The sequence below is a fragment of the Synechococcus sp. MIT S9508 genome (assembly GCF_047303045.1).
In the GTDB taxonomy this organism is placed as follows: Bacteria; Cyanobacteriota; Cyanobacteriia; order PCC-6307; family Cyanobiaceae; genus Synechococcus_C.
Map to the genome: position 1 here is coordinate 1222456 of NZ_CP138941.1, position 23000 is coordinate 1245455.

General features: G+C 59.3%; 23 protein-coding genes. 14 read left to right on the forward strand and 9 right to left on the reverse strand.

The window, feature by feature from the left end; all coding sequences use genetic code 11:
- Nucleotides 1–9: 9 nt before the first annotated feature.
- The 4 genes from SIB42_RS06340 to SIB42_RS06355 are packed head-to-tail and all read left to right on the forward strand — an operon-like array spanning nt 10 to nt 3815.
- Nucleotides 10–789 carry a PspA/IM30 family protein gene (locus SIB42_RS06340; RefSeq protein ID WP_067092744.1) on the forward strand — a complete coding sequence of 260 codons (780 nt, stop codon included), beginning with the start codon at nt 10–12 and terminating at the stop codon, nt 787–789.
- Between the two features lie 57 nt (nt 790–846).
- Nucleotides 847–2040 (forward strand): aminotransferase class I/II-fold pyridoxal phosphate-dependent enzyme, encoded by a 1194-nt coding sequence (locus tag SIB42_RS06345; protein ID WP_067092745.1) that lies wholly within the window; start codon nt 847–849, stop codon nt 2038–2040.
- Nucleotides 2022–2807, forward strand: a complete 786-nt coding sequence (locus SIB42_RS06350; protein WP_067092746.1) for a biotin--[acetyl-CoA-carboxylase] ligase — start codon at nt 2022–2024, stop codon at nt 2805–2807. The genes SIB42_RS06345 and SIB42_RS06350 overlap by 19 nt, the downstream gene beginning before the upstream one ends.
- Nucleotides 2808–2837: 30 nt before the next feature.
- Entirely contained in the window at nt 2838–3815 is a 978-nt protein-coding gene (locus tag SIB42_RS06355; protein ID WP_067092747.1) for a M23 family metallopeptidase, read from the forward strand.
- Here the strand turns inward: SIB42_RS06355 and SIB42_RS06360 are convergent.
- The 3 genes from SIB42_RS06360 to SIB42_RS06370 are packed head-to-tail and all read right to left on the reverse strand — an operon-like array spanning nt 3797 to nt 6835.
- Nucleotides 3797–4543, reverse strand: coding sequence for a response regulator transcription factor (locus SIB42_RS06360; RefSeq protein WP_067092748.1), 747 nt, complete (start codon nt 4541–4543; stop codon nt 3797–3799). The genes SIB42_RS06355 and SIB42_RS06360 overlap by 19 nt on opposite strands.
- Nucleotides 4544–4569: 26 nt before the next feature.
- Nucleotides 4570–5289 (reverse strand): ABC transporter ATP-binding protein, encoded by a 720-nt coding sequence (locus SIB42_RS06365; protein WP_067092750.1) that lies wholly within the window; start codon nt 5287–5289, stop codon nt 4570–4572.
- Complete coding sequence (locus SIB42_RS06370) at nt 5264–6835, reverse strand: NAD(P)H-quinone oxidoreductase subunit N (RefSeq protein WP_067092752.1); 1572 nt, start codon at nt 6833–6835, stop codon at nt 5264–5266. Before SIB42_RS06370 ends, SIB42_RS06365 begins: the two co-directional genes overlap by 26 nt.
- Nucleotides 6836–6962: 127 nt before the next feature.
- Between SIB42_RS06370 and topA the strand changes: the two genes are divergently transcribed.
- The 5 genes from topA to SIB42_RS06395 are packed head-to-tail and all read left to right on the forward strand — an operon-like array spanning nt 6963 to nt 13033.
- Nucleotides 6963–9680: a type I DNA topoisomerase gene (topA, locus tag SIB42_RS06375; RefSeq protein WP_067092754.1), complete on the forward strand. Its 2718-nt coding sequence runs from the start codon at nt 6963–6965 to the stop codon at nt 9678–9680.
- The gene (locus SIB42_RS06380) at nt 9680–10195 is read left to right on the forward strand and encodes a hypothetical protein (RefSeq protein ID WP_067092756.1); all 516 of its coding nucleotides are present in this window, start codon (nt 9680–9682) and stop codon (nt 10193–10195) included. Before topA ends, SIB42_RS06380 begins: the two co-directional genes overlap by 1 nt.
- Complete coding sequence (locus SIB42_RS06385; RefSeq protein WP_067092759.1) at nt 10195–10839, forward strand: DUF2232 domain-containing protein; 645 nt, start codon at nt 10195–10197, stop codon at nt 10837–10839. Before SIB42_RS06380 ends, SIB42_RS06385 begins: the two co-directional genes overlap by 1 nt.
- Nucleotides 10811–12013 carry a nicotinate-nucleotide--dimethylbenzimidazole phosphoribosyltransferase gene (locus tag SIB42_RS06390; RefSeq protein WP_067092761.1) on the forward strand — a complete coding sequence of 401 codons (1203 nt, stop codon included), beginning with the start codon at nt 10811–10813 and terminating at the stop codon, nt 12011–12013. The genes SIB42_RS06385 and SIB42_RS06390 overlap by 29 nt, the downstream gene beginning before the upstream one ends.
- A gap of 9 nt (nt 12014–12022) precedes the next feature.
- Nucleotides 12023–13033 carry a twin-arginine translocation signal domain-containing protein gene (locus SIB42_RS06395; protein ID WP_067092764.1) on the forward strand — a complete coding sequence of 337 codons (1011 nt, stop codon included), beginning with the start codon at nt 12023–12025 and terminating at the stop codon, nt 13031–13033.
- Here the strand turns inward: SIB42_RS06395 and SIB42_RS06400 are convergent.
- Nucleotides 13022–14098 (reverse strand): aldo/keto reductase, encoded by a 1077-nt coding sequence (locus SIB42_RS06400; RefSeq protein ID WP_082824975.1) that lies wholly within the window; start codon nt 14096–14098, stop codon nt 13022–13024. The genes SIB42_RS06395 and SIB42_RS06400 overlap by 12 nt on opposite strands.
- A 77-nt stretch (nt 14099–14175) precedes the next feature.
- Nucleotides 14176–14760: a bifunctional nuclease family protein gene (locus tag SIB42_RS06405; protein ID WP_067092768.1), complete on the reverse strand. Its 585-nt coding sequence runs from the start codon at nt 14758–14760 to the stop codon at nt 14176–14178.
- Between the two features lie 65 nt (nt 14761–14825).
- On the opposite strand from SIB42_RS06405, the gene SIB42_RS06410 reads away from it, so the two are divergent.
- Nucleotides 14826–15473: a riboflavin synthase gene (locus tag SIB42_RS06410; protein WP_067092770.1), complete on the forward strand. Its 648-nt coding sequence runs from the start codon at nt 14826–14828 to the stop codon at nt 15471–15473.
- Between the two features lie 73 nt (nt 15474–15546).
- Nucleotides 15547–16137, forward strand: a complete 591-nt coding sequence (locus SIB42_RS06415) for an HdeD family acid-resistance protein (protein WP_067093114.1) — start codon at nt 15547–15549, stop codon at nt 16135–16137.
- A 105-nt stretch (nt 16138–16242) separates the two neighbouring features.
- Here the strand turns inward: SIB42_RS06415 and SIB42_RS06420 are convergent, their stop codons facing one another.
- The 4 genes from SIB42_RS06420 to SIB42_RS06435 form a co-directional block, all read right to left on the reverse strand.
- Nucleotides 16243–16599 carry an AbrB family transcriptional regulator gene (locus tag SIB42_RS06420; protein ID WP_067092772.1) on the reverse strand — a complete coding sequence of 119 codons (357 nt, stop codon included), beginning with the start codon at nt 16597–16599 and terminating at the stop codon, nt 16243–16245.
- Between the two features lie 95 nt (nt 16600–16694).
- Nucleotides 16695–17309: a heme-copper oxidase subunit III gene (locus tag SIB42_RS06425; RefSeq protein WP_067092774.1), complete on the reverse strand. Its 615-nt coding sequence runs from the start codon at nt 17307–17309 to the stop codon at nt 16695–16697.
- Nucleotides 17306–18976: a cytochrome c oxidase subunit I gene (gene ctaD, locus SIB42_RS06430; protein ID WP_067092777.1), complete on the reverse strand. Its 1671-nt coding sequence runs from the start codon at nt 18974–18976 to the stop codon at nt 17306–17308. The genes SIB42_RS06425 and ctaD overlap by 4 nt, the downstream gene beginning before the upstream one ends.
- A complete protein-coding gene (locus SIB42_RS06435; RefSeq protein ID WP_067092779.1) occupies nt 18973–19797 on the reverse strand; it encodes a cytochrome c oxidase subunit II in 825 nt (274 codons plus the stop codon). Before SIB42_RS06435 ends, ctaD begins: the two co-directional genes overlap by 4 nt.
- Before the next feature lie 231 nt (nt 19798–20028).
- On the opposite strand from SIB42_RS06435, the gene SIB42_RS06440 reads away from it, so the two are divergent.
- Genes SIB42_RS06440 through SIB42_RS06450 form a run of 3 tightly spaced genes read left to right on the forward strand, consistent with a single transcriptional unit; the run spans nt 20029 to nt 23000 of the window.
- Nucleotides 20029–20958: a COX15/CtaA family protein gene (locus SIB42_RS06440; protein WP_067092781.1), complete on the forward strand. Its 930-nt coding sequence runs from the start codon at nt 20029–20031 to the stop codon at nt 20956–20958.
- Nucleotides 20951–21958: a heme o synthase gene (locus SIB42_RS06445; protein ID WP_067092784.1), complete on the forward strand. Its 1008-nt coding sequence runs from the start codon at nt 20951–20953 to the stop codon at nt 21956–21958. Before SIB42_RS06440 ends, SIB42_RS06445 begins: the two co-directional genes overlap by 8 nt.
- A gap of 28 nt (nt 21959–21986) precedes the next feature.
- Nucleotides 21987–23000, forward strand: coding sequence for an ATP-binding cassette domain-containing protein (locus SIB42_RS06450; protein ID WP_067092786.1), 1014 nt, complete (start codon nt 21987–21989; stop codon nt 22998–23000).

Genomic DNA, 23000 nt, shown 5'->3' on the forward strand with positions numbered 1-23000 from the left:
CCCCGATCCATGGGTTTCTTCGACCGGCTCAGCCGACTGCTGCGCGCCAATGTCAACGATCTCGTGAGCAAGGCCGAGGATCCCGTCAAGATTCTCGATCAGTCCGTGGCGGACATGCAGGAGGATCTGGTGAAGTTGCGCCAGGCTGTCGCCATGGCGATCGCCAGTCAGAAGCGCCTTCGTAATCAGGCCGATCAAGCGGAATCTCAGGCTCGCACCTGGTACGAACGGGCGGAGCTCGCTCTGAAGAAGAACGAGGAGGATCTGGCACGAGAGGCACTCACCCGTCGCAAAACATTCCAGGAGACCTCTGCCTCTCTGGCCAAGCAGGTACAGGGTCAGGACGCTCAAGTGGAAACCCTCAAGAAGAGTCTTGTGGCACTCGAGGGCAAAATCGCCGAGGCGCGCACCAAAAAGGACATGCTCAAGGCCAGGGCCCAGGCGGCCAAGGCTCAGCAGCAGCTCCAGAGTGCCGTGGGGAACATGGGTAGTAATTCCGCCATGGCAGCCTTTGAGCGGATGGAAGACAAGGTTCAGGCGATGGAAGCCAGCAGTCAGGCCGCGGCTGAACTGGCTGGGGCCGATCTGGAGAGCCAGTTCGCAGCCCTTGAGGGTGGAGATGATGTTGATGATGATCTTGCAGCCCTTCGCCAGCAACTGGCGGGTGGGCCCGAAGCTGTTGCATTGCCAGCAGCTGATCAGGGCAAAGCGGATGCTGTTCAGCCGGTGAACGTGTCTGAGGTCGACAACGACCTTGAAGAGCTCCGCCGATCCATTGACAAGATCTGATCACGGAGTCGTGATCGGCCGACGTGAACACCCGCCCTGAACCGAAGACGTCTCTTGATGATCACCTCTGATCGCCTCGCAAGGCTCGGTAGCGGTGTTTTTGATCGCAACGACCGGCGCAAGTCGGTCTATGTCGAGAGTGAACGGCAGCAGCATCAGGGTCTAATTGACTTGTCTCTCGGCTCCACTGATCTGGAGCCACCACTCGCTGCCGTGAAAGCGATGGCCGAGGTGCTTGAGCATCCCTCTAGCTCCTCCTACTGCCTCCATGCAGGGACACAATCGTTCAGGCGTGCGGCTGCCGCATGGGTTCAGCAGCGGTTCGGCGTTCCAGTGGATGCTGAGACGGAAGTGCTCCTGTTGGTGGGATCGCAGGAAGGCACAGCGCATCTGCCTCTTGCAGTTCTTGATCCCGGTGATTCGGCTCTGATTCTTGACCCCTCCTACCCCTCTCACCGGGGTGGCCTGGAACTGGCGGATGCAGACATCTACACCCTTCCGCTCACCGCTGAGCGGAATTGGGCTCCAAACTTCGACGCGCTCTCCGCTGACCAATGGCAGCAATTGCGTCTGATGGTGCTCGGTTTTCCTCATAACCCCACCGCCTGCACCGGAGAGCAGGCCTGGCTTGATGAGGCCATGCACCATTCGGTTCAACACGATTTAGTGCTGGCCCACGACAACCCTTATGTGGATCTGGCGCTGGAGGGTGATGCCCCGTCTCTGCTGCGCTGCCCCCATTGGCGGGAGCGGGGAATTGAATTCTTCTCTTTGTCCAAGGGATGGTGTCTCGGGGGCTTCCGGTTGGCGTTTGCGGTGGGAGCTGCTCCCTTGATTCATGCGTTGCGCCAGCTGAAAGGTGTCGTTGATTTCAACCAGTGCCAGGCCCTCCAGCGGGGCGCAGTGGTGGCGCTGGATCAACATGCCGACTGGCCATCACGTCTCCTGCCCATTTATCGCCAGCGCCGCGATCGCATGCGACAGGCCTTGGCTGATCTCGGCTGGATCGTGCCGATGCCATCCATGGCTCTCTACCTCTGGATGCCAATCCCGGAATGGGCGAGTGCCAAGGGCTGGAGCGACGAACAGCTTGCGGCTGAGCTGCTGGAGCACTGCGGCGTAGCGCTGACCCCTGGTTCCGGTTTTGGTGATGTGGGTCGTGGGTGGCTGCGGCTGGCTCTTGTCCGTCCGGTCGAAGAGCTGGAGAAAGCTGTCGCTCGCCTGTATCCCTGGTGGGAGCAGCACCATTGACCTTGTTGCGTACGGGCCGGGGGCGACTGCTGCACGATTTACGCCGGCATGGTCATGATGCTTGGTGGCTGAGGCGCTTGGGCGTGTGTGCCAGCACCGAGAGTGAGCTGACTCAATGGTTGGTGCAGCGGCCCTGGTCTGGCCTCTCTCCTCGTGCTGTGTTGGCTGACCATCAGATCCGTGGCCATGGACAGTACGGACGTCGCTGGATGGCGCCGATGGGCGGTGTCTGGTTGAGCGCGGCTCTCCCCTGGCCTCAGCAGCAATGCTCAACGGGGTTGTTCGGTCTCACCGTGGCCCTTGCCCTGGCGGAGCAGGTCGAGTCCACTGGCCTGCAGGTGTCCATCAAGTGGCCCAATGATCTGATGATTGAGTCCCGCAAGCTGGCCGGTGTGCTGCCCTCTCTGGTCTTCCGCGGCAGTCGGGTCCGTCTGGCTCGAATCGGGGTCGGGCTCAATGTGAATAATCCGGTTCCTCCTGGAGCGATCTCCCTGAGGGAACTGCTTTGTTCAGGGAGATGTCGGCTGAGGATCTGGCAAGGAGCCGTGCTGCGCGCACTCGACCGCGCCTGCGAGTTGGCGCTTGAGCCCAACATGGTGGTCCGTCAGGCCGAGCAGCGTCTCTGGGCTGCATCGGTGGCTGATCCAGGCACGGGAGAGTCCTGGCAAGTGCGAGGTATCGGTATGGACGGTCGTCTGCTTCTGAAACAAGGGACCCGGAGGACCAGCTGGACTCGTTGGACAGACAGTCCTGATCAGGATCTCTAGAGTCTCGCTCGATGAGACCGTCTTTATCCGTTGGTTCTGCGTTGGCTTGCCGCATCGGTTCTGTTGTCCATTCCTGCTCTGCAGGGGCCAGTGACCCCTCCTGAGCTCAAGCCGCTGCCGCCGCCGCTCAGCTTCGACCGTTCGCTGGAGTCCCTAGAGCGAAATCGTGTCATCACACCGCTCGAGCGTCGCCAGATTCAAACCGGGGAACAGTTCCGACCCATTGATGTTCCAGCCTTCCAGCAGGCCTGCCGAAGCGGTGCGTTGTCGAAGCAGGAATGCAGCAGTGGTGTGGCCGTGCGCCGCCGGAGTTATCGCCTGCAACCGCGCGTTGTCTGGAAAGACCATGATGAAACGCTGACCGGCTTGTCCAGACGCGGTTTCGATGGCACACCGCTTCCTCCGATTTCAGTACCGGTGAAGGCTTTGCTGGCAGGTTCCGCTGCAACGTTCCGTCTCGAGACGGTGTTTGCGGTATCGCCCCGACCGGCTTCGATCTCTGGCAACGGCGATCGCAAGCTGCTGTTTCCGGTCATCGGTTCAGCCATCACCACAAGTGACTTCGGCTGGCGGATCCATCCGATCATCGGAAGATGGTTGATGCATGCCGGCAAGGATCTGGCTGCTCCTGAAGGGACCCCGGTGGTCGCTGCGTTGTCAGGAAACGTGCTGAGCAGCGGTCTGGCGGGTGGTTATGGCATTGCTGTGGAGCTGGATCATGCCCAGTCCAAACGTCGGACCCTTTATGGACATCTTTCAGAGATCTACGTGAAGTCCGGCCAGAAGGTTCGCCAGGGTGAGGTGATCGGTCGTGTGGGCAGCACCGGCCTCAGTACCGGACCTCATCTGCATTTTGAACTGCGTCGGCCTGAGGCCGGCGGCTGGGTGGCTGTTGACCCTGGCGATCTGGACCTCAATCCGCTCACTGCTTCTGGCGCCGATGCCGTGTCACTGCTGGTGGGGCAACTGATGACCAGTCTCGAGCGTTCTCAAGATTCAGACGTCTGAGCCTGACGCTCTTCTCGCAAGATGAAACCCACACCTCTGACGGTGTGAATCAAGGTTGCTCGTTCACTCGATTCGATCTTTTGGCGCAAATAGCGGATGTAGACATCGAGCAGATTGTCGTCGCCGTAGAAGTTCTCACCCCAGACTCCGCGCATGATTTCAGAGCGCTCGAGCACTTTCCCCTGACCATGCATCAGGAAATTGAGTAACTCGTATTCCTTCACGGACAGCTGGATGAACTGGCCTGAACGGGTCACATCCCTTGTGCTGGTGTTCATCACTAGGTCTGCAACCTGAAGAGTTTCGGGATGATCTCCGTAGCCAGACCCTGCAGAGAACGTGCTGGCACGTCGTTGCATGGCCCGCAGTCGTGCCATTAATTCCTCAATCGAAAAAGGCTTCACCAGATAGTCGTCGACCCCAGCATCCAGGGCTGTCACACGATCAGCCACATCGTCGTGGCCGGTGAGCATCAGGATCGGTGTGGTGATGGCGCTGCTGCGGATTCGCTGGCAGATGTCCACACCGCTGAAATCTGGAAGATTCCAGTCCAGAACAATCAGGTCAGGAGATGGTTCCGTGCGGGCTCGGATCAGGCCCGTGGCTCCATCAGCGGCCACATCCACTTCATACCCCTCAACCTCCAGTTCCATTCTCAGGAGTTCCGTGAGACGAGCCTCGTCATCGACGAGCAGCAGCCTGGTCTTCGGAGTGGCTGTGGAGACCATGCAATCCAGTACACCCACGAACCAGCCTAATCAGAGCGCTCAACTCGGCCGTCACGGAAATGGGCCACCCGTTCGGCACGAGCCGCCACATCATCTTCATGGGTGACCAGCACCAGCGTGATGCCCTGGTCGTGCAGGGCATCGAACAGGTTCAGTACGTCATCCGTGGTGCGTGAGTCGAGGGCGCCGGTGGGTTCATCGGCGAGAAGAAGAGCAGGCTGATTGATGATGGCCCTCGCAATGGCGACTCTTTGCTGTTGACCGCCGGAAAGCTGATTCGGCTTGTTCTGCATCCTTTCCCCAAGGCCCACACGGTCCAGCGCTTCTCTAGCTTTGTCCCGTCTCTGCTGGGGTGAAAGCCCTGCGTAGATCATCGGCAGCATGACGTTCTCGAGAGCCGTCGCGTGAGGCAGTAGATGGAATTGCTGAAACACGAAACCCAGCTGTTGATTGCGCAGATCCGCAAGGGCATCGTCATCAAGCTCCTCCACTGCACTCCCATTGAGGTGATAGGAGCCGCTGCTTGGGCGGTCGAGGCAGCCCAGAATGTTCATCGCAGTGCTTTTGCCGGATCCGCTGGCACCCATTACGGCGAGATAGTCGCCTTTGCACACGGTTAGATCAAGTTGATCAAGAGCTCTGACCAGGCCAGCTCCGCTTCCATAGATCTTGTCGACTCCACGCAATTCAGCAACGGGGGAGCGTTGAGCCGGCGCTCCGTCAGCCAAGGGTGGCTCCGGAGGCATTGGCGATCGCTTGTTGCAGGATCGGGGTTCCTGCCACCGCATCATTGGCCCACTGGAATAGCGGATTGGAGAGGATTCCACCAACTGCGGTGACCACCACGCAGGTCACTAGTGCCACGCGCAGTGGAGGCAGTCCAATGGTGTTCCACTGGATTGGCGGATAGGACTTCACTGCATCGGAGGCTTCCTGGGGCTCCTTGACCACCATCATCTTGATCACCCCGATGTAGTAGTAGATCGACACCACTGAGGTGATCAGTCCCACCACCACCAGCAGATACTGGTGATCAGCCCAGCCCGCAAAGAAGAGATAGATCTTGCCGAAGAAACCCAGCATCGGTGGAATTCCTCCCAGTGACAGCAGGCAGAGACTGAGCCCAAGCGTGATCAGAGGATCTTTCTGGTAGAGACCGGCGTAATCGGAGATGCGATCACTGCCGGTGCGAATCGAGAACAGGATGATGCAGGCAAAGGCCCCCAAGTTCATGAATAGGTAGGCCGCCATGTAAAGGACCATGGCGGCGAAACCGTCCTCGGTGCCGCACACCAGGCCAATCATCACGAAGCCGGCCTGACCGATGGAGCTGTAGGCCAGCATCCGTTTCATCGAGGTCTGGGCGAGCGCAACGACATTGCCGAGGGTCATGCTGAGCACCGCCAGAACGGTGAACAGCAGCTTCCACTGCGTGTCGAAACTGCCGAAACAGCCCACCAGGATGCGCAGAGCCAAGGCGAAACCGGCGGCTTTTGAACCCACAGACAGGAAGGCGACCACCGGTGTTGGAGATCCTTCGTAGACGTCTGGTGTCCACTGGTGAAAAGGCACTGCAGCGATCTTGAACGCCACGGTTGCCAACACGAACACCAGTGCCAGAGCAGCTAGAGGTGTCGGACTGGTCAGCAGTGACTGCCCGATCGCTTCCAGGCTGGTGGAGCCGCTGAGTCCATAAAGCAGTGAGGAGCCGTAAAGAAACACCGCAGCTGCGGCAGAACCCACCAGCAAATATTTCAGCGCTGCTTCCGAACTGCGCGCATCGCGTTTCATGTACCCGGAGAGCAGGTAACTGGCGACTGACAGGGTTTCCAGAGACACAAAAATGCTCACCAGATCGGTGGCACCGCAGAGCAGCATGCCTCCAAGTGTTGCTGCCAGAAGGATTGCGGCGTATTCACCAACAGGGGTTCCTCCCTGTTCGGCATACCTCCAGCTGATCAGCAAGGAGAGCAGAGTTGAGCAAGCCACGACGGCCCTGAAGGCAATCGCCAGGTGATCGGAAAGAAATGCGCCCAGGAACGATGGCTCCAGTGGAGCGTTCCACTGCAGGGCAAGCAACACCAGGGCTGTGCCCAGACCTGCATAACAAATGGGTGGGACCCAGCGCACAGAGACTTTTTCGCCTGCTAAGTCCACCAGCAGGGTGGCCAGCATCGCCAGCAGAACTGCGCCTTCCGGGGCAATCGCACCGGCGTTCAGCGCAAGATTGAGAAGATCACCCGGCGCTGCCAAAGGCTGGGTGTCGAGAAGCAAGGCACCCATCTCGGGCATGGCGCGCGCAGGGCAGAGCGGTTCGGGCGACTTTAGCCGCGCTTCCGTTCCTCCTTGTGGCATCGCGCGTATTCGCTGCAACTGGAGCGGCGGTGCGATAGAGAAGGGAACGGTTATCTGCCCTCTTTTGGCGCACACCCTGGTCATCGTTGAGAGCCCCACCAAGGCCCGCACCATCCGTGGATTCCTTCCCAAGGACTTCCGGGTGGAAGCCTCGATGGGGCATGTGCGCGATCTCCCGAACAACGCCAGTGAGATTCCAGCAGCGCAAAAGGGCCAGAAGTGGGCCAATCTCGGAGTGAACACCGAGTCTGATTTCGAGCCCCTTTACGTGGTGCCGAAGGACAAGAAAAAAACGGTAAAGGAGCTGAAGGACGCTCTTAAAGGTGCTGATCAGCTTTTGTTGGCGACTGATGAAGACCGAGAGGGTGAAAGCATCAGCTGGCATCTTTTGCAGCTGCTTGCACCGAAGGTTCCGGTGAAACGAATGGTGTTTCACGAGATCACCAAGGAGGCGATTGGCCGGGCTCTTGACCAGACCCGTGAGCTGGATATGGAACTCGTGCATGCCCAGGAGACGCGACGCATCCTGGACCGTCTGGTGGGATACACCCTGTCGCCGCTGTTGTGGAAGAAGGTGGCCTGGGGCCTGTCTGCGGGGCGTGTTCAGTCCGTGGCTGTGCGTCTGCTGGTGCAACGGGAACGTGCACGTCGGGCATTCCGCAGCGGTAGTTACTGGGACCTCAAGGCTGGTCTCGAGCAGACCGGCAGTCGTTTTGACGCCAAGCTCACCCACCTAGAGGGGCAGCGCATTGCCACCGGCAATGATTTTGATGAAAACACCGGCGAGCTCAAGGCCGGGAGCAAGGTCCGCCTTCTGAGTGAAGGCGATGCCCTGACGCTCTCCGAAACGGTTAAGTCGGAGGCATGGAGCGTCACGTCCGTGGAGGAAAAACCCACGGTGCGACGGCCCGTTCCGCCGTTCACAACCAGCACCCTGCAGCAAGAGTCAAACCGCAAGCTTCGGCTTTCTGCCAGGGAAACCATGCGTTGTGCGCAGGGTCTGTATGAGCGTGGTTTCATCACCTACATGCGCACCGATTCGGTGCATCTCTCTGATCAGGCGATCAGCGCTGCCCGTAGCTGTGTGGAATCGCGTTATGGCAAGGACTATTTGAGCAAGGGGGCCAGGCAGTTCAGCACCAAGGCCCGAAATGCACAGGAGGCGCATGAAGCGATTCGTCCTGCCGGTGAGAGTTTTCGTGCTCCACAGGAGACAGGTCTCGATGGCAGAGATCTCGCTCTCTATGAGCTGATCTGGAAGCGCACCGTCGCCAGCCAGATGGCTGAGGCCCGCCTCACCATGCTGTCCGTTGATCTAAGTGCTGCTGATGCGGTGTTCCGTGCCAGTGGAAAGCGCATTGATTTTCCTGGTTTCTTCCGTGCCTACGTGGAGGGCAGTGATGATCCCGATGCGGCCCTGGAAGGCCAGGAAGTGTTGTTGCCAGCGCTCAAACAGGGGGATTCTCCCAAGCTCAAAGACGTTGAGGCGCTCGGCCACCAGACCCAGCCTCCGGCTCGGTTCTCAGAAGCGTCCCTGGTCAAGATGCTCGAGAAGGAGGGGATCGGCAGGCCCTCTACCTATGCCTCGATCATTGGCACGATCGTGGATCGCGGCTATGCCGCGATCCAGAACAATTCACTCACGCCGAGCTTCACAGCTTTTGCGGTAACGGCTCTGCTCGAGGAGCACTTCCCCGATCTGGTTGACACCTCCTTCACCGCCAGGATGGAGAACACCCTTGATGAGATCTCTCACGGAAAGGTGCAGTGGCTGCCCTATCTAGAGAGCTTCTACAAGGGCAACGAGGGGTTGGAATCCCAGGTGCACCTGCGGGAGGGCGATATCGACCCTGGTGCTTCACGCACGATCGACCTCGAGGGCCTTCCCTGTGTGGTCAGAATCGGCCGCTTTGGTGCTTATCTCGAAGCCAAACGTGTTGGAGACGACGGTGAGGAGGAGCTGATCAAGGCCACCCTTCCGCGTGAGATCACCCCCGCCGATCTCGATCACGATCAGGCCGAGCTCATCCTCAAGCAGAAGGCTGATGGGCCTGAGGCCTTAGGTGAAGATCCGGAAACCGGAGATCTCGTTTATCTGCTGTTTGGTCAATACGGTCCCTATGTGCAGCGCGGGCAGGTGAGTGATGAGAACCCGAAGCCCAAGCGTGCATCACTGCCCAAGGGAGTGAAGCCAGAGGATCTCAGCCTCGATGATGCTCTGGGGCTGCTGCGGCTGCCCAGGCTGCTGGGAGAGCACCCTGACGGTGGCAGGGTTCAGGCTGGACTGGGTCGTTTCGGTCCCTACGTGGTTTGGGACAAGGGCAAGAATGAGAAGGACTACCGCTCGCTGAAGGGCGATGACGATGTCCTCGCAGTGGGACTGACCCGTGCGCTTGAGTTGCTGGCCATGCCCAAGCGTGGTCGAGGCGGTCGGACTGCGCTTAAGGATCTCGGTAAGCCCGAGGGCAGTGATGAATCGGTTCAGGTCTATGACGGCCCATACGGTCTCTATGTGAAACAGGGCAAGGTCAATGCCTCGCTTCCTGAAGGCAAGGGTGCTGACGACATCACCCTGGAGCAGGCGGTGGAGCTGCTGGAGGCCAAGGCCGCCAGCAAGAAGGGTGGCCGTAAGGCTTCCACCACCAAGAAACCTGCCGCCAAAAAGCCTGCGGCTAAGAAGCCCGCAGCCAAGAAGCCTGCGGCCAAGAAGCCTCCCGCCACAACGAAGTCAGGTCGGTTGCGTGCCAGTGCCGTGCGCGTGATTCGCCCTGCCGATTCCTGATGGGCATCAGGCTGTTCGTTCGGTCGTTGTTGCCCTTGCTGATGCTGCTGCAGGCCTGTGATGGCACATCATTCGGCCAGCGGCTGTCTGAAAGCTTTGACTCTCAGGCTGGGGATGTCAGCCCAGCTGGCACCCAGGCCGATCCAGACACCAGCGTGGTTGCCGACAAGGGCGAGCAGCAGTCCAAGGTCAACCAGAACGACAAGCCAACCGCCAGTGTGAGCAAGGATGGGGACGCGACCGAGTCCGAAGAGTCCGACCGCAAATCCGACCGCGAGCAATCGCCAGCACCGGCAGTTGCGACCGATAGCCCTAAGCCGAGATCCACTCCGGAGCGCACCCTGCCCTATCGCATCATGATTCGCCTCTCAGCCGCAGATCCAGCTGCTCCTGCGGAGGGAGTCACGGAGGCTCTTCGGCGTGCTGGCATTGGTTTTGAGGTGGAGACCATCGAAAAAGTGCCCGCCAGCGATCTGAATCAGTCCTCCAACCTCCAGCCGAAGCCTGCTTCCTGATGCGACCAGCCCTCAGCCATCGCCAGGCCCTGCGGATGATGGAATCCTCCTATCTGGCGGCCGCGTCTGCTTTGATCTGGCTGGCGCTCTATTACCTCCCGGTGGGTGGAGCTCTGTTCCGCCTTGCCTTGCCTCTGCCACTCGCCCTGCTGGCGGTCCGTCGAGGTGCCCGTGCCGGGGTCGAGGGCCTAGCTGTGGCGATTCTTTTGCTGATCGCCTTGATGGGGCCGGTGCGTGGACCCTTGATGCTGTTTCCCTATGGCTTGCTGTCCATTTGGCTCGGCTGGTGCTGGCTGCATCGCTGCAGCTGGTGGCTGAGCTGGGGGATCGGCCTGCTGATCGGTGCTGCCGGATTCCTTGTAAGGGTTGTTGCGCTTTCTCTGTTGGTGGGTGAAAACCTTTGGGTGATTATCACCCGAGCTGGTGCAGGCCTTCTGGACAGGTTGCTGGAATTACTGCAGTTATCGCTTGCACCTGATCTGTTGCTGGTTCAGCTGATGGCTCTCGCACTTGTGCTCATTCAGCAACTGGTGTATGTCCTCGCTCTCCACGCCCTGGCCTACTGGATTTTCCCCCGGTTGCAGGCCCCCGTCCCTGACCCTCCACCGCTGCTTCATGGACTGGTCGCCCTCGACCCTCTCTGACTCTCCGTTTGGGGTGCGTCGTCTGACCGGCTCGCCGGCCACGGTTCAAGCAACTCGCTTTGCAAGCCTCTGGTCTGATTCTGCGCAGCCGCTGCCGGATCTGCTGTTGGTGCTCGCGTCCACAAGGACCGCTGAACAACCGGGAATCTCCGCGGCGGGCTGTACCCCAGCAGCACGCCGTACAACGGCTCTGGCCGATGCGGAGCTGCTGCTGAGAGGGCCATCCGTTCCTCCGCTCTGGTGCCTGCCACCTCTTCCAGCGGGGGTGTCACCAGCCTTGATCAGCTGGGTGGCTTGCCAGCAGCTCGGTCTCGATCCGCAGGTTGCAGCGCTCGGATTGCCGATGTCACCGCAGTTCCCCCATCTCCGCTTTGAAGATCCAGGTTCCGGTCCTGCTGGTTGCGTCTCCAGCGGCCGTGCGATGCAGCCCAAACGGGTGCAGCAGCTGTTGGATCGTGGTCGGCGTCTTGGGCAACGACTGCGTCGTCCACTGCTGCTGGCGGAATGTGTTCCTGGCGGCACCACTACAGCCCTGGCCGTGTTGACGGGGCTTGGGTTGCCTGTTCAGGCACTGGTTAGTGGCAGTGCTCTTCATCCACCGATGGCGTTGAAGCAGCAGCTGGTGAGCGAGGGGCTCTCGCGCCTGCCTGGCCCCCCAAGCATCGATGCACAGGCCTTGCTCGCGGCCGTTGGTGACCCTTTTCAGGCCCTTGCCACAGGGCTGTTGCTCGGGGTGCTCGATTCGGATCAGCCCGTTCTGCTTGCCGGTGGCAGTCAAATGGCCGCAGTGCTTGCGCTGGCGCTTCATGCGGTTCCAATTGATCGTCGTCAGCAGCTCTGCGATCGGGTTCTGATCGGTACCACTGCATGGCTTGCTGCTGAGCGTCTGCAGGCTGCAACGTCTAACTCTTCGTTGTTCACGCTGCTCAGCAATTTGGAGCAGCACTATTCCGTTTCACTGCAGGCCTATGCCGCTGGCCTGCGCTTCTCTGCGAGCCGCCATGCGCGCCTGCGCGACTTCGAGCAGGGCCACGTCAAGGAAGGAGTCGGTGCCGGTGGCCTTGCTCTTCTGGCTCAATGGAGAGGTGTTTCCGTCGACACTCTCGTGCAGTCTTGTGATAGGGCCGTCGATCAGTTGCTCGCGGCCGGCCATCCAGGCACTGTCGCCCCGTAGGTTCGGACCATGAAGCCTGTTGTCGACCCGGCGCCATTGTTGAACCGTCGTCGGTTTCTTCAGTTCGCTGCTGTGACAGCTGCTGCCGGTCTCAGTGGCTGCAGCCGGGGAGGATCGGCTCCCACGCTGCGTGCATCAGCAGAAACTCTGCCGTCCATCTGGCGTCGTGATCTGCCGGGCCCCTGGCGTTTCGATGCGCTTTCAGGGGCGACTGCTCTGGAGAGTCCGTGGCCGTCGCCAACGGATCTGTTGGCTTTGACCGACGGCTGGTTGTCGGTGATCAGCCCTGAGCGATTGCAGGCGATCGCTGCTGATGGTCTTCAGTCGAGGATCGACCCTCTTGGCCAACGCTTCCTCAACGAGGCTCCACTGGTTTGGAAGAGCCTGCTGTTGCCGGTGGCCTTCAGCCCGTGGGTCATGGTGATTCGGCGTGATGGCAAAACATCTCCTTCACTGGAGGCCGGTTGGGACGCTCTGCTCGACCCGCAGCTCAAGGGCAAGCTGCTGCTGCCTTCCAGCCCGAGATTGCTGATTTCTCTCGCCGAGAGAATGGGAGATGGCGATGCCTTGCGACGCCTGCGTGCGTCGGCTCTCAGTTTTGATGACCGTTTCGGCATGAACTGGCTGCTGCAGGGCGATGCCAGGGTTGTCGTGCTGCCTCTGCAGCGCTGCATGGCGGCCCTCAAGCGTGATCCCAGGCTCACGGCTGTGCTGCCAGAGCAAGGCGCACCATTGCATTGGACGCTGCTGGTTCGTCCTGCCCAGACCGCTGAACCCATCCCCCAGGACTGGGTGCTGAAAGCCTGGAAGCAACCGCTGCTGTCTCGATTGTTGGCACAGGGCTGGATTCCGCCGCTGCCCAGGGGTGAGCTTGTTGGAGCGCAAGGTCGGATTCCGCTGCGACTGCGCCCGCTGGTGCTTCCGCAGCCATCGGTCTGGGCACAAAGCTGGATGCTGTTGCCACCTGATGCTGCAGAGCAGCACCGTTTGCAGCAGCTCTGGGAGGCGTCAGCCCCATAGCCGCCGTCGCGGTGCGGCTGCCAGCAGTCGATGGGTCTCCGCCAACAGCTCAGGGATCGGCAGCTGGTGCGGGCAGCGTGGCAGGCAGTCTCCGCAGCGGTCGCATTGGCTCGCATCGACCGTTTCCCACCAGTGCCCGGCACGGCCGATCAGGTTGTAGCGCTCCCCGGCAAATTCCATCAGGTCATGGCCATGGGCAAGATTGCGCAACCTCAGCAGCTCTGGGATCGGAACATCATTGGGGCATGGCAGGCAGGCACGGCACTGGCCGCAGAGCTCATGCCCCAGACGACTCTCCCGCAGCTGTTCAAGCTGTGCAAGCGCCCTTTGCTCCTCGAGATCCAATGGACCGTCGCTGGCTGCAAGTGATCGAGCCAGTTTGAGGTCAGCGGCGCTCTGGGCTCCCACGGTGAGTGTGCTGATGCCTGCTGCGAGCAGAAAGCGATAAGCCAGCTGCAACGGCTGGAAGGGACTGCAGTCAGCTTTCAGAAGATCACTCGGTGCCTGCAGGCGACCACCCTTGTCTGCCGGTGAAATCGCAAGCACGCCCATTGACCGCTCGAGGGCCCGCTGTGCCAGAGGCATGCGCGTGGGGTCAAGTAGATGCAGATGCAGGCAACAGAACCGAAAGCGATCACTGGCGATTGCACGCTCGATCAGAGCATTGGAACCGTGGCTGCTGAAGCCCACCTGGCGGACCTTGCCACTTGTGAGAGCCCAGTCGATCAGCCGGCCTCCCTCGCCGGAGAGCACCCAGTCGAGATGGCTGTCCAGGTTCAGGCCATGAATGGCCAGGTTGTCCAGTGTGTTGATCCTGAGTCTGCCGAGGCTGCTCTCGAGAGCCTCACGCCCAGCCTGAAAACTCTGCCCAGGCAGAAGCTTGCTGGTGATCACCCAGCCACCGTCTGCCGGGGCCAAGCCCTCCTTGTTCAGCTGAGCCAGCGCCATGCCCAGAAAGGCTTCAGCTGGCCCATAGGCCGGTGCTGTCTCAAGATGGTTGATACCAGCCGCAAGAGCTGCGCGTAACACCTGCAACATCTGGTCCGGAGACTGGAGAGCGCGCATGGTGCCGAGCGTGAACAGGCTCACATCGGCCCCGTCACCGAATGAGCGGCGCAGCACAGGCCGGGGGAGTGTGCTGCTCAAGGGTCTTGGGTGTCGCCCTGGGTATCTCTGGGATCTCCAGGTTGGCGTGATTCCAGGTGTCGTCCCAGGGCGGCGGGACTGATCCCGTCGAGGAAGCGACGGAATTCATCACGATCCTCCGCATCCGCTTCGGCATCGACGGCAATCGAGGCTTCCGCAACCACCTCCTCAAGCATCCAGATGCTGCTGCCGGTGCGAATGGCCAGTGCGATCGCATCACTGGGTCGTGCATCGATCTCCAGAAGGTTGTCATCGGCATCCAGGGCAGCCTCAAGCTCATCCGTTTCGGCCGTCGTGGTGTCGTGGTCGCTGTCGCAGAGGCGCAGGACGGCCCTGAAGGTGCTGTCTTCAATCGCGTGAATGATCACCCGCTCCAGCTGCAATCCCCCTGCGTCGAGCAATGCAGCCATCAAGTCGTGGCTGAGGGGTCTGGGCTGTGGCGAGTCATTGAGCCCAGCCATGATGTTGTGCGCCTGTGCCTGATCAATCCAGATCGGCACCTGGCGACTTCGGGATGGGTCCCGCAGCAGCACGATCGGACTGCGGCTGCTGGCATCCAGGGCGATTCCCGCCACGCTCATCTCGATCAAGTACGGCTCCGCCGCTCTCTCGATTATGACCAGTGCAGAGGGGATGGAGATGGGCAATGTTCACGGGGTTGGTCCAGGCGGTCGGTCAGGTCGAGCGACGTGGTCGTGCTCTGCTCGTTGAGGGCTGTAGTGCTTTTGCTCCACTTCAGCTTGGTGACAGCGTCGCCGTCGACGGTGTTTGCCTCACGGTGGCGTCACTGGTGGGCGACGGCTTTCTGGCGGATGTGAGCGAGGAGACACTGCAGCGCACCACTCTGGGAGCGAAGGCCGCTGGAGGAGGATCTGTGAATCTCGAACCTGCTCTGCGTCTGTCCGACCGTTTGGGTGGACATCTTGTGAGCGGCCATGTGGACGGCATCGGTGAGGTGGTCGCCGTGGAGTCTCTGCCCCAGTCATGGCATTTGGAACTGCGCTGGCGGGATGCGGACTTTGGCCGCTACATCTGCGATAAGGCCAGTGTTGCGGTGAATGGCATCAGTCTCACGGTGGCGGGTTGTGCTGATGCAGGGGCACGGTTCTGGCTTGCCGTGATTCCTCATACGTGGTCGGTGACAGCCTTGCGTGACCTGCAGGTGGGCGATGAGGTAAATCTCGAGATCGATCTGCTGGCTCGCTACACGGAGCGGCTGATCAGTGCCCGTGGCCCCCAGGACAAAACACCCCCGATCAGCGCTGCCTGGCTTGCAGAGCACGGCTGGGGTTGACCGGCGTCCACAAATCATGGCGGGATTTCAGAGGTCTCAATACCTTTCGGATGTTGTTCACTCTGAACTGTTCATGAATTCCGAGGACCGCTCCGAATCCCTGGGCACCTTCAAAGCCTTCTCGATCGCAGAGGGCATTCTTCTGATTGTCTTGGGCGTCCTGGCCCTGATTTTCCCTGTCATCGCTTCGTTCTGGACCACAGGCGTGATTGCCGTGCTGTTCCTCGTCGGCGGTGTGGTCGGCTGGATCAGCAACCTTGCTCGTTCCGGTCGGATGGGGCGTTGGATTTGCTTCTGGCGTTTGGTGGTGTCCACGTTGTTCATCGTGGCCGGCGCCTCGATTATCAGTAACTTCCGTGATCCGGGTGAAGCCGCAGAGCAAGTTGCTGCGTTCGCCTTGGCCATTGGCATCGTCTTCCTTGTCGAGGGCGTCGTGGCCTTCTTCAACGGACTGGCCAACAGCGGTCAGCCCGGCGCTGGATGGGCGATTGCCAACGGCGTCATCACCTTCATCCTGGGCTTGCTGATCGTCACCCTTAAGTTCTGGGGTCTGCTCTGGGTGCTCGGAACGCTGGTCGGCATCAGCTTCCTGTTCAGCGGAATCGAGCTGATTGCGTTCAGTTCCAGCATCGATAAAGGCCAGGATCCTCCTGCCATCGCTTGAACAAAACAGCCTGAGACAACAGCCCGAAAGATCAAACCCAAGTAGCAGCTGATCGCTGTCTCCTTGGGTGAAGAATCCCAGACTGTTCAGTCAGAGATTCGTCAGTCAGCTCGATTCGGCAAGCGGCAGAAGCGTGATCGTGCCCGAATCCTTGTTCAGCTCAATCTTGAATTCCTGGCCAGGAACAAGATCAAGGCGTTTGGTGTAGGCATGGCCAATCAGAAGATTGCCGTTGCCATGAACGCGCGTACGGAACTCAGCCTGACGTCCTCGGCTGCCTCCACCTGAACCACCATTGCTGGAGGGAAGTTTGTACCCCTTGGCTTCCACCAGGGCTCTGTAAAAACTTTTGCGCATCAGGCGGCCACTAGGACCGACATAACCGCAGCCTCGGGCGATTTCATCTTCAGGGCGGTTGCTGAGAGCTCGCGCCTTGTTCAGTAATTCCTCTCCAACCAGCATGTCTATCGGAAAAGACACATCAATTCTGACTCCAGACTGCAACCCGGGCAAGGATTCCGTCGAAGTTCTTTCACTTGATTCGATCTCGATGCTTGTTAGATCAGGTACAGAATCACAAAAAGAATGACCCAGATTCCATCCACGAAATGCCAGTAGAGCTCGGCGGCCTCGAGCGGAAAATGATTGCTGGCGCTGACACGACCTGAAGGTGTGCGGCATTGCCACCACACAATCAGGATCATCAGGGTCCCCAGGGTGACGTGCAGACCGTGGAAGCCCGTGAGGGCGTAAAAGGTGCTGGCGTAGAGATTGTCAGTGAGCCCGAAGGGCAAGCTGAAGTACTCCACCATCTGGCTGGCGAGAAAGGCCAGGCCTAGACCAGCAGTCAGCATCAGCCAAAGCCGGCAGCGTTCGTTGTTCTGTCTGCCCAGATTCACGCCAGCGCGGTGAAAGGTTGCACTGCTCACCAACAGCAGAATGGTGTTGAGTGTTGGCAGCGGCAGTTCAAGCTCATAAATCGCACCTGGCATCAACGGATTGACTGCCTTGAAGGTGAGATAAGCGGCGAAGAAGCCTGCGAAGGTCATGGCATCAGCCACCAGGAAGGCGGCCAGGCCAAACATGCGGTGATCCGGATGTTCAGCTCCGTGCTCTGCTCCGTGATCATCAATGTGATCGAGCTGAGCGTTTTGAGGAGTCAGTGATGTCATTGACCGCTTCTCCAAAGATCACTCCCGCTGGCGGAGTTCAGATCGATTTCGTCGGCGGGGGTGCCGTAGCCGTAGGGATGGGTCACCAGAGGGGGATCTCCTTTCCAGTTCTCAACCGGTGGTGGTGATGAAGTCAGCCACTCAGGAGTGAGTGCTCTCCAGGGGTTATCGCCTGCGATGGCACCGTAAAAGGCACTGGCGATCACATTCCAGAGGAAAGGAAGGGTGCTGATGGCCATCAGCAGTGCTCCTGCGCTACTTATCTGATTGACGAGCTCAAACTGCGGGTCGTATTCGGCAACCCTTCTAGGCATGCCGTTGAGGCCAAGCCAGTGCTGGGGAGCAAAGCAGAGGTTGAAACCAACGAAGGTCAGCAGAAAATGCAAACGGCCGAGATGCTCATCGAGCATGCGTCCGATGATTTTGGGGTACCAGTGATAGATCGAAGCGAAAATCACAAACACCGAGCCTCCATAGACGATGTAGTGGAAATGGGCAACAACGAAGTAGGTGTCATGAACGTGAACGTCAAACGGAACCTGTGCGAGTGCGACACCAGTGATTCCTCCGAGCACGAAGTTCACAATGAAGCCACAGGAAAACAGCACAGCACTGTTCAAACTGATTCGACCTCCCCAGAGTGTTGCCAGCCAATTGAAGAATTTGATTCCGGTTGGAACCGCGATGAAGGCTGTCGCAATCGTGAAGAACAGACGCATCCAGGGTGGAGTGCCACTGGTGAACATGTGGTGAGCCCACACCACCAATCCAAGAACAACGATGGCCATGATCGAATACACCATGGATGTATATCCGAACAGAGGCTTTCGACAGTGAACCGGAAGGATTTCGCTCACCAGGCCAAAGGCAGGCAGCACCATGATGTAGACCGCTGGGTGAGAATAAAACCAGAAAAGGTGTTGGTAAACAACAACATTTCCTCCCATCCCAGGATTGAAAAAACCCGTGTGAGCAACAATATCGAAGCTCAACATAATGAGTGTGCCGGCGAGAACTGGGGTGGAGAGAACCACCAGAATGCTGGTGCCAAGCATCGCCCAGCAGTACATCGGAAGCTGCATCAGCTTCAGCCCAGGACGCCGGAGCTTGAGAATCGTAGCGATGAAATTAATGCCGCCGAAGATTGAACTTCCACCCAGAAGCAGAACACTCAGAATCCAGATGATCTGACCGGTAGCAGGCGTTGTGATGCTGAGCGGTGGATAGGCTGTCCAGCCCGACTGGGCAGCACCCGTGATGAAATAGCTGCTGATGAGCATCAGTCCTGCTGGAGGAATGAGCCAGAAGGCAACCGCATTCAGTCTGGGGTAGGCCATATCCCTGGCACCCACATAGAAGGGAATCAGATAATTTCCGAAGGCCCCGTTGACCACTGGAACTATCCAGAGAAAGATCATCACCGTCCCGTGCAGGGTGAGGATCTGGTTGTAAACATCCCTGGCCATGAAGTCTGAAACCGGACTCAGTAGTTCGGTTCGGATCGCGCCCGCCATGGCGCCACCAATCAGATAGAAGGCAAATCCGCAAACGAGATATTGCAGGCCGATCACCTTGTGATCGACGCTGAAGCTCAGATAGCGAAGCCATCCCGTTGGCTGCAGAGAAGGTGACGCAGGCGCTGTTTTTTGCGGAGCTGTGATCGTCATGCTTCAGCAGCGGGGAGCTTTCGGTTGGACTGGAGCCAGGTGTCGAAGTCATCTGCGCTGTCGACCACGACGCTTGAGCGCATGCCTCCGTGGTAAGGACCGCAGAGCTCTGCGCAAACGATCGAGTAACTGCCCGTGCGGGTTGGAGTGAAGTCGAGCACGGTCGGCTGTCCCGGGATCACGTCCTGCTTCAGGCGGAATTCCGGAATCCAGAAGGCATGAATCACGTCCTTGGCCTCCATCCGAAGTGAAACCGGCCGGTCGACAGGGACATGCATTTCTCCGGAAATGAAGTCACCATCGGGGTAATGGAAGAGGAATGCGAACTGCATCGCTGTCACCTCGATGGGAAAGGGTGGGATCCCCGCCGTCGTGGCTGTCTGGGAATCCTGCGTCGAGCCGATGCCACCCCAGACGCGCTGATCAGCCACCGTCTCCGAACCATGGTTGCCATGTCCGAGTGGAACCATCCCTCCCATGCGTTCGTAGATGTCGTAGCTGTAGAGACCAACGAAGAGAACGACGATTGCCGGCACTGCAGTCCAGAACACTTCGAGTGGAAGATTTCCCTCCAAGGCCAATCCATCGCCGAGCTGTCCGGGGCGGCGACGGAAACGCACAAGGCTGAAAAGAATTAATCCGACTATTCCTACGAAAAGGATTGTGCCGATGCTGAACAAAACGCGAAACAACTCGTCGTAGATCGGAGCGTTGGCACTGGCATCAACTGGAAGAAGGTTGATGTTCTGACCGATCCACAGCCCCCCGAGGACGAGGAGCATTCCTAAGACCAGGGTGAGTATTGCTGAGGGGATGGGCACCCCGAACCTCAATTTGTGTCTCTTCAGGCTATGGAGGTTGGTTAATAATCACCACGCGCTGATTGTTAAGCAAGCCTGAAAATCCTTCGGTTTTTCTGAGTTCAAGGTCTCTCTTGTCAGCAAAGTCGCATCAAGTCTGAGATTGCAGATGTTGCAGTCGGCTACACATCGTGCCGTTCTGATACAGACGGCTACGTTCCGTGAATAACCATCTCCATTAAGGAGTTTGCGTTGACTGCATCGACTCTCAATCCGATTCGTCTCCGCCTGGCTCAGTTGGCTGCCCATCTTGTGGTGGCCCTTGTGGCTCTGGTGGTGATCGGCGGAGCGACGAGGGTCATGGAGGCAGGTCTTGCCTGCCCGGATTGGCCTCTGTGTTACGGCAGTTTGTTGCCTGGTCGTCAGATGAACGTCCAGGTCTTCCTCGAATGGTTTCACCGTCTCGACGCCTTTGTTGTCGGCGTGGCACTACTTGTGCAGATGTCAGTCGTGTGGTGGTACCGCCGCGACCTGCCCGGATGGTTGCTGCCGCTCAGCGGGCTTCTGGTGTTGATGGTTGTGCTGCAGGGAGGTCTTGGAGCGCTCACGGTGTTGAATCTGTTGCCTTCCGGGGTGGTCACGGCTCATCTGGCCTTGGCTCTCACGCTGGTGATCACGGTCAGTGGTCTGACCCAGACTCTTCTCGCATCTCCCCAGTCCATTGCTGCCCCTCGCTGGTGGATCGTTCTTGGTTCATTCAGTGTGCTGGCTGTTTCAGCTCAGTGCCTTCTGGGTGCTGGCATGGCCACGTCCTGGGCCTCACAGCGCTGTCTTGAGGCCGGCCAGTCTTGTCAATGGCTGTCTTGGCATCGTGCCTCGGCCACGCCGGCTGCTCTCTGTGTGCTGCTGTTCGTGCTGGTGGCCTTGCTCAGTGGGCGCTGGGGGCGAGAGCAGTGGCCGCTTCTGCTGACGGCTCCTTTGCTGGTGGGCACGCAGATCGGCCTTGGTGTCACAACGCTGCGTCTTGGCCTTTCACAGCCAGCAGTGACCGTGGCTCATCAGCTCGTGGCTTGTCTTCTGGTTGCCGTTCTCGCAGGGCTGACCTGCAGGCGTCAACCAGCTCCATCAGATCTACTTCCCGTCGTTCTCGACTCTTCTGCCCTGGAGGCCTGTCATGGCTAGTTCCACCACAGCTGCACCCTCGGTTCCAATCACGCGCGAACAGGTTGTTCCATCGCGTAAGCGCGTCAAGCTTCCTCCCTGGCTTGAGGTGGCCAAGCCGCGACTGATTCCTCTGTTGTTGGCCACGACACTCGGGGGCATGGCCTTGACCGAGGGCTGGCCACTCTCCTCTCCGCGGCTGGCCTGCACGCTTGGTGGAGGTGCTCTTGCGGCCGCAGCCGCAGGAGTCCTCAACTGTCTGTGGGAGCAGGAACTTGATGGCCGCATGCAGCGCACCAGCGGCCGTGCGCTGCCCTCGGGTCGACTGTCGCCAACAGCCGCTTTTATCGGTGCAATCTCCTGCACCCTGGCGGCGGCAACATTGCTGGTCAGTGGTGTGAACTGTCTCGCCGCCGGGCTGTCTTTGCTTGGGCTCTGCAGCTATGTCTTGCTGTACACAGCACTGCTCAAGCCAAGGACACCCCAGAACATCGTTGTTGGCGGTGTGGCTGGTGCCATCCCCCCTCTGGTGGGTGCAGCGGCAGCCACCGGACATGTTGGGCTGAGTGGCTGGTGGCTCTTCGCGCTCGTGATGGTTTGGACGCCGGCACATTTCTGGGCTTTGGCCCTGCTTCTGCGTGATGACTACCGAGCCGTCGGCATTCCCATGCTGCCTGTGGTGAAGGGGCCCGTGGTGACTGCTCGCGCCATTCGCCGTTATGGCTGGGCCACGGTGTTGATCAGCATGCTCGGTATCTGGGCACTGCCGGAGGGAGGACTGTTCTATGGCCTGCTGCTGCTTCCTTTTAACGGACGTTTGCTCCAGATGATCGGCAAACTCGGGGAAGAGCCTGACAGCATTGATCGAGCCAAAGGGCTGTTTCGTTGGTCGATTCTTTATCTCTTCGGGATCTGCCTGTTGCTGATCATCAGCCGTCTTCCTGCTGCTTCCCTGTTCGATCTTCAGCTCAGGGGATGGTTGATGACGCTGAGTGCGGGATTCCCTGGGATTGCTTCCTAGATTTCAAAAGATTGTTTCTGTGGGCGGGATGTCACTGCTTGAGCTGGATCAACTGGAAAAGTCCTATGGGACCGTTTCGGCTCTGAGTGGACTCAGCCTGTCGGTTCCCTCAGGTTGCCTTTACGGATTGTTGGGGCCGAATGGAGCTGGAAAGACCACCGCACTGCGCATCCTGGCCACACTGCTTGCCCCGGATCAAGGACGTGTCGTTGTTGCTGGGGTTGATGCGCTTCAGGAACCTCGAACGGTTCGTCAACTAATGGGGTACGTGGCTCAGGAGGTGGCGATTGACAAGATCCTCACTGGCCGCGAACTGCTGGCACTCCAGGGTGATCTTTACCATCTGCCGCGGCAGGATCGGAATCACCGGATTGATCAACTGGTGGATCGGATGTCGATGGGTGACTGGATCGACCGTCGCTGCGGCACCTACTCCGGCGGCATGCGACGTCGCCTGGATCTTGCTTCCGGATTGCTCCATCAACCGCAGCTGCTTGTTCTGGATGAGCCGACGGTCGGTCTCGATATCGAAAGTCGCGCTGTGATCTGGGAGGTGCTTCGAGACCTTAGCGATCAGGGGACCACGATCCTGCTGAGCAGTCATTATCTCGAGGAAGTGGAAGCACTTGCTGATCGGATGGCGATCATCGATGCCGGTCGTGTGATTGCAGAGGGTGCTCCAGAAGCCCTCAAGCGTGAGCTCGGTGGAGATCGGGTGACTCTGAGAGTGCGCGAATTCAGTGATCAGCCGGAAGCGGAACGCGTTCGTCAACTTCTCGAAGTGGTGGACGGCGTGAGACGGATCGTGATTAATCGCGCTCAGGGTTATTCACTCAATCTCGTTGTCGATGGTGAGCATGTCCTTGCAGCGCTGAAGCAACGCCTGGCGAGCGAGGCTTTCGAAGTGTTCTCCCTGTCACAGAGTCGTCCCAGCCTCGACGATGTGTATCTGCAGGCCACCGGTCGCACGCTGATGGATGCCGAGCTTGCCGTGGCCGGTCAGCGCGATCCCAAGCAGGAGCGACGCCAATCGATGCGTTGA

Bases quoted from the DNA above. Each gene is read 5' to 3' on its own strand.
- SIB42_RS06425 (WP_067092774.1), bottom strand. From the start codon at position 17,309: ATGACATCACTGACTCCTCAAAACGCTCAGCTCGATCACATTGATGAT.
- SIB42_RS06415 (WP_067093114.1), top strand. From the start codon at position 15,547: ATGAATTCCGAGGACCGCTCCGAATCCCTGGGCACCTTCAAAGCCTTC.
- SIB42_RS06345 (WP_067092745.1), top strand. From the start codon at position 847: ATGATCACCTCTGATCGCCTCGCAAGGCTCGGTAGCGGTGTTTTTGAT.
- SIB42_RS06380 (WP_067092756.1), top strand. From the start codon at position 9,680: ATGGGCATCAGGCTGTTCGTTCGGTCGTTGTTGCCCTTGCTGATGCTG.
- SIB42_RS06370 (WP_067092752.1), bottom strand. From the start codon at position 6,835: ATGCCCGAGATGGGTGCCTTGCTTCTCGACACCCAGCCTTTGGCAGCG.
- SIB42_RS06400 (WP_082824975.1), bottom strand. From the start codon at position 14,098: ATGCGCGCTCTCCAGTCTCCGGACCAGATGTTGCAGGTGTTACGCGCA.
- SIB42_RS06445 (WP_067092784.1), top strand. From the start codon at position 20,951: ATGGCTAGTTCCACCACAGCTGCACCCTCGGTTCCAATCACGCGCGAA.
- SIB42_RS06365 (WP_067092750.1), bottom strand. From the start codon at position 5,289: ATGCCTCCGGAGCCACCCTTGGCTGACGGAGCGCCGGCTCAACGCTCC.
- SIB42_RS06420 (WP_067092772.1), bottom strand. From the start codon at position 16,599: ATGCTGGTTGGAGAGGAATTACTGAACAAGGCGCGAGCTCTCAGCAAC.
- SIB42_RS06390 (WP_067092761.1), top strand. From the start codon at position 10,811: ATGGACTGGTCGCCCTCGACCCTCTCTGACTCTCCGTTTGGGGTGCGT.
- SIB42_RS06360 (WP_067092748.1), bottom strand. From the start codon at position 4,543: ATGGTCTCCACAGCCACTCCGAAGACCAGGCTGCTGCTCGTCGATGAC.
- SIB42_RS06450 (WP_067092786.1), top strand. From the start codon at position 21,987: ATGTCACTGCTTGAGCTGGATCAACTGGAAAAGTCCTATGGGACCGTT.
- SIB42_RS06410 (WP_067092770.1), top strand. From the start codon at position 14,826: ATGTTCACGGGGTTGGTCCAGGCGGTCGGTCAGGTCGAGCGACGTGGT.
- ctaD (WP_067092777.1), bottom strand. From the start codon at position 18,976: ATGACGATCACAGCTCCGCAAAAAACAGCGCCTGCGTCACCTTCTCTG.
- SIB42_RS06405 (WP_067092768.1), bottom strand. From the start codon at position 14,760: ATGAGCGTGGCGGGAATCGCCCTGGATGCCAGCAGCCGCAGTCCGATC.
- SIB42_RS06385 (WP_067092759.1), top strand. From the start codon at position 10,195: ATGCGACCAGCCCTCAGCCATCGCCAGGCCCTGCGGATGATGGAATCC.
- SIB42_RS06395 (WP_067092764.1), top strand. From the start codon at position 12,023: ATGAAGCCTGTTGTCGACCCGGCGCCATTGTTGAACCGTCGTCGGTTT.
- SIB42_RS06340 (WP_067092744.1), top strand. From the start codon at position 10: ATGGGTTTCTTCGACCGGCTCAGCCGACTGCTGCGCGCCAATGTCAAC.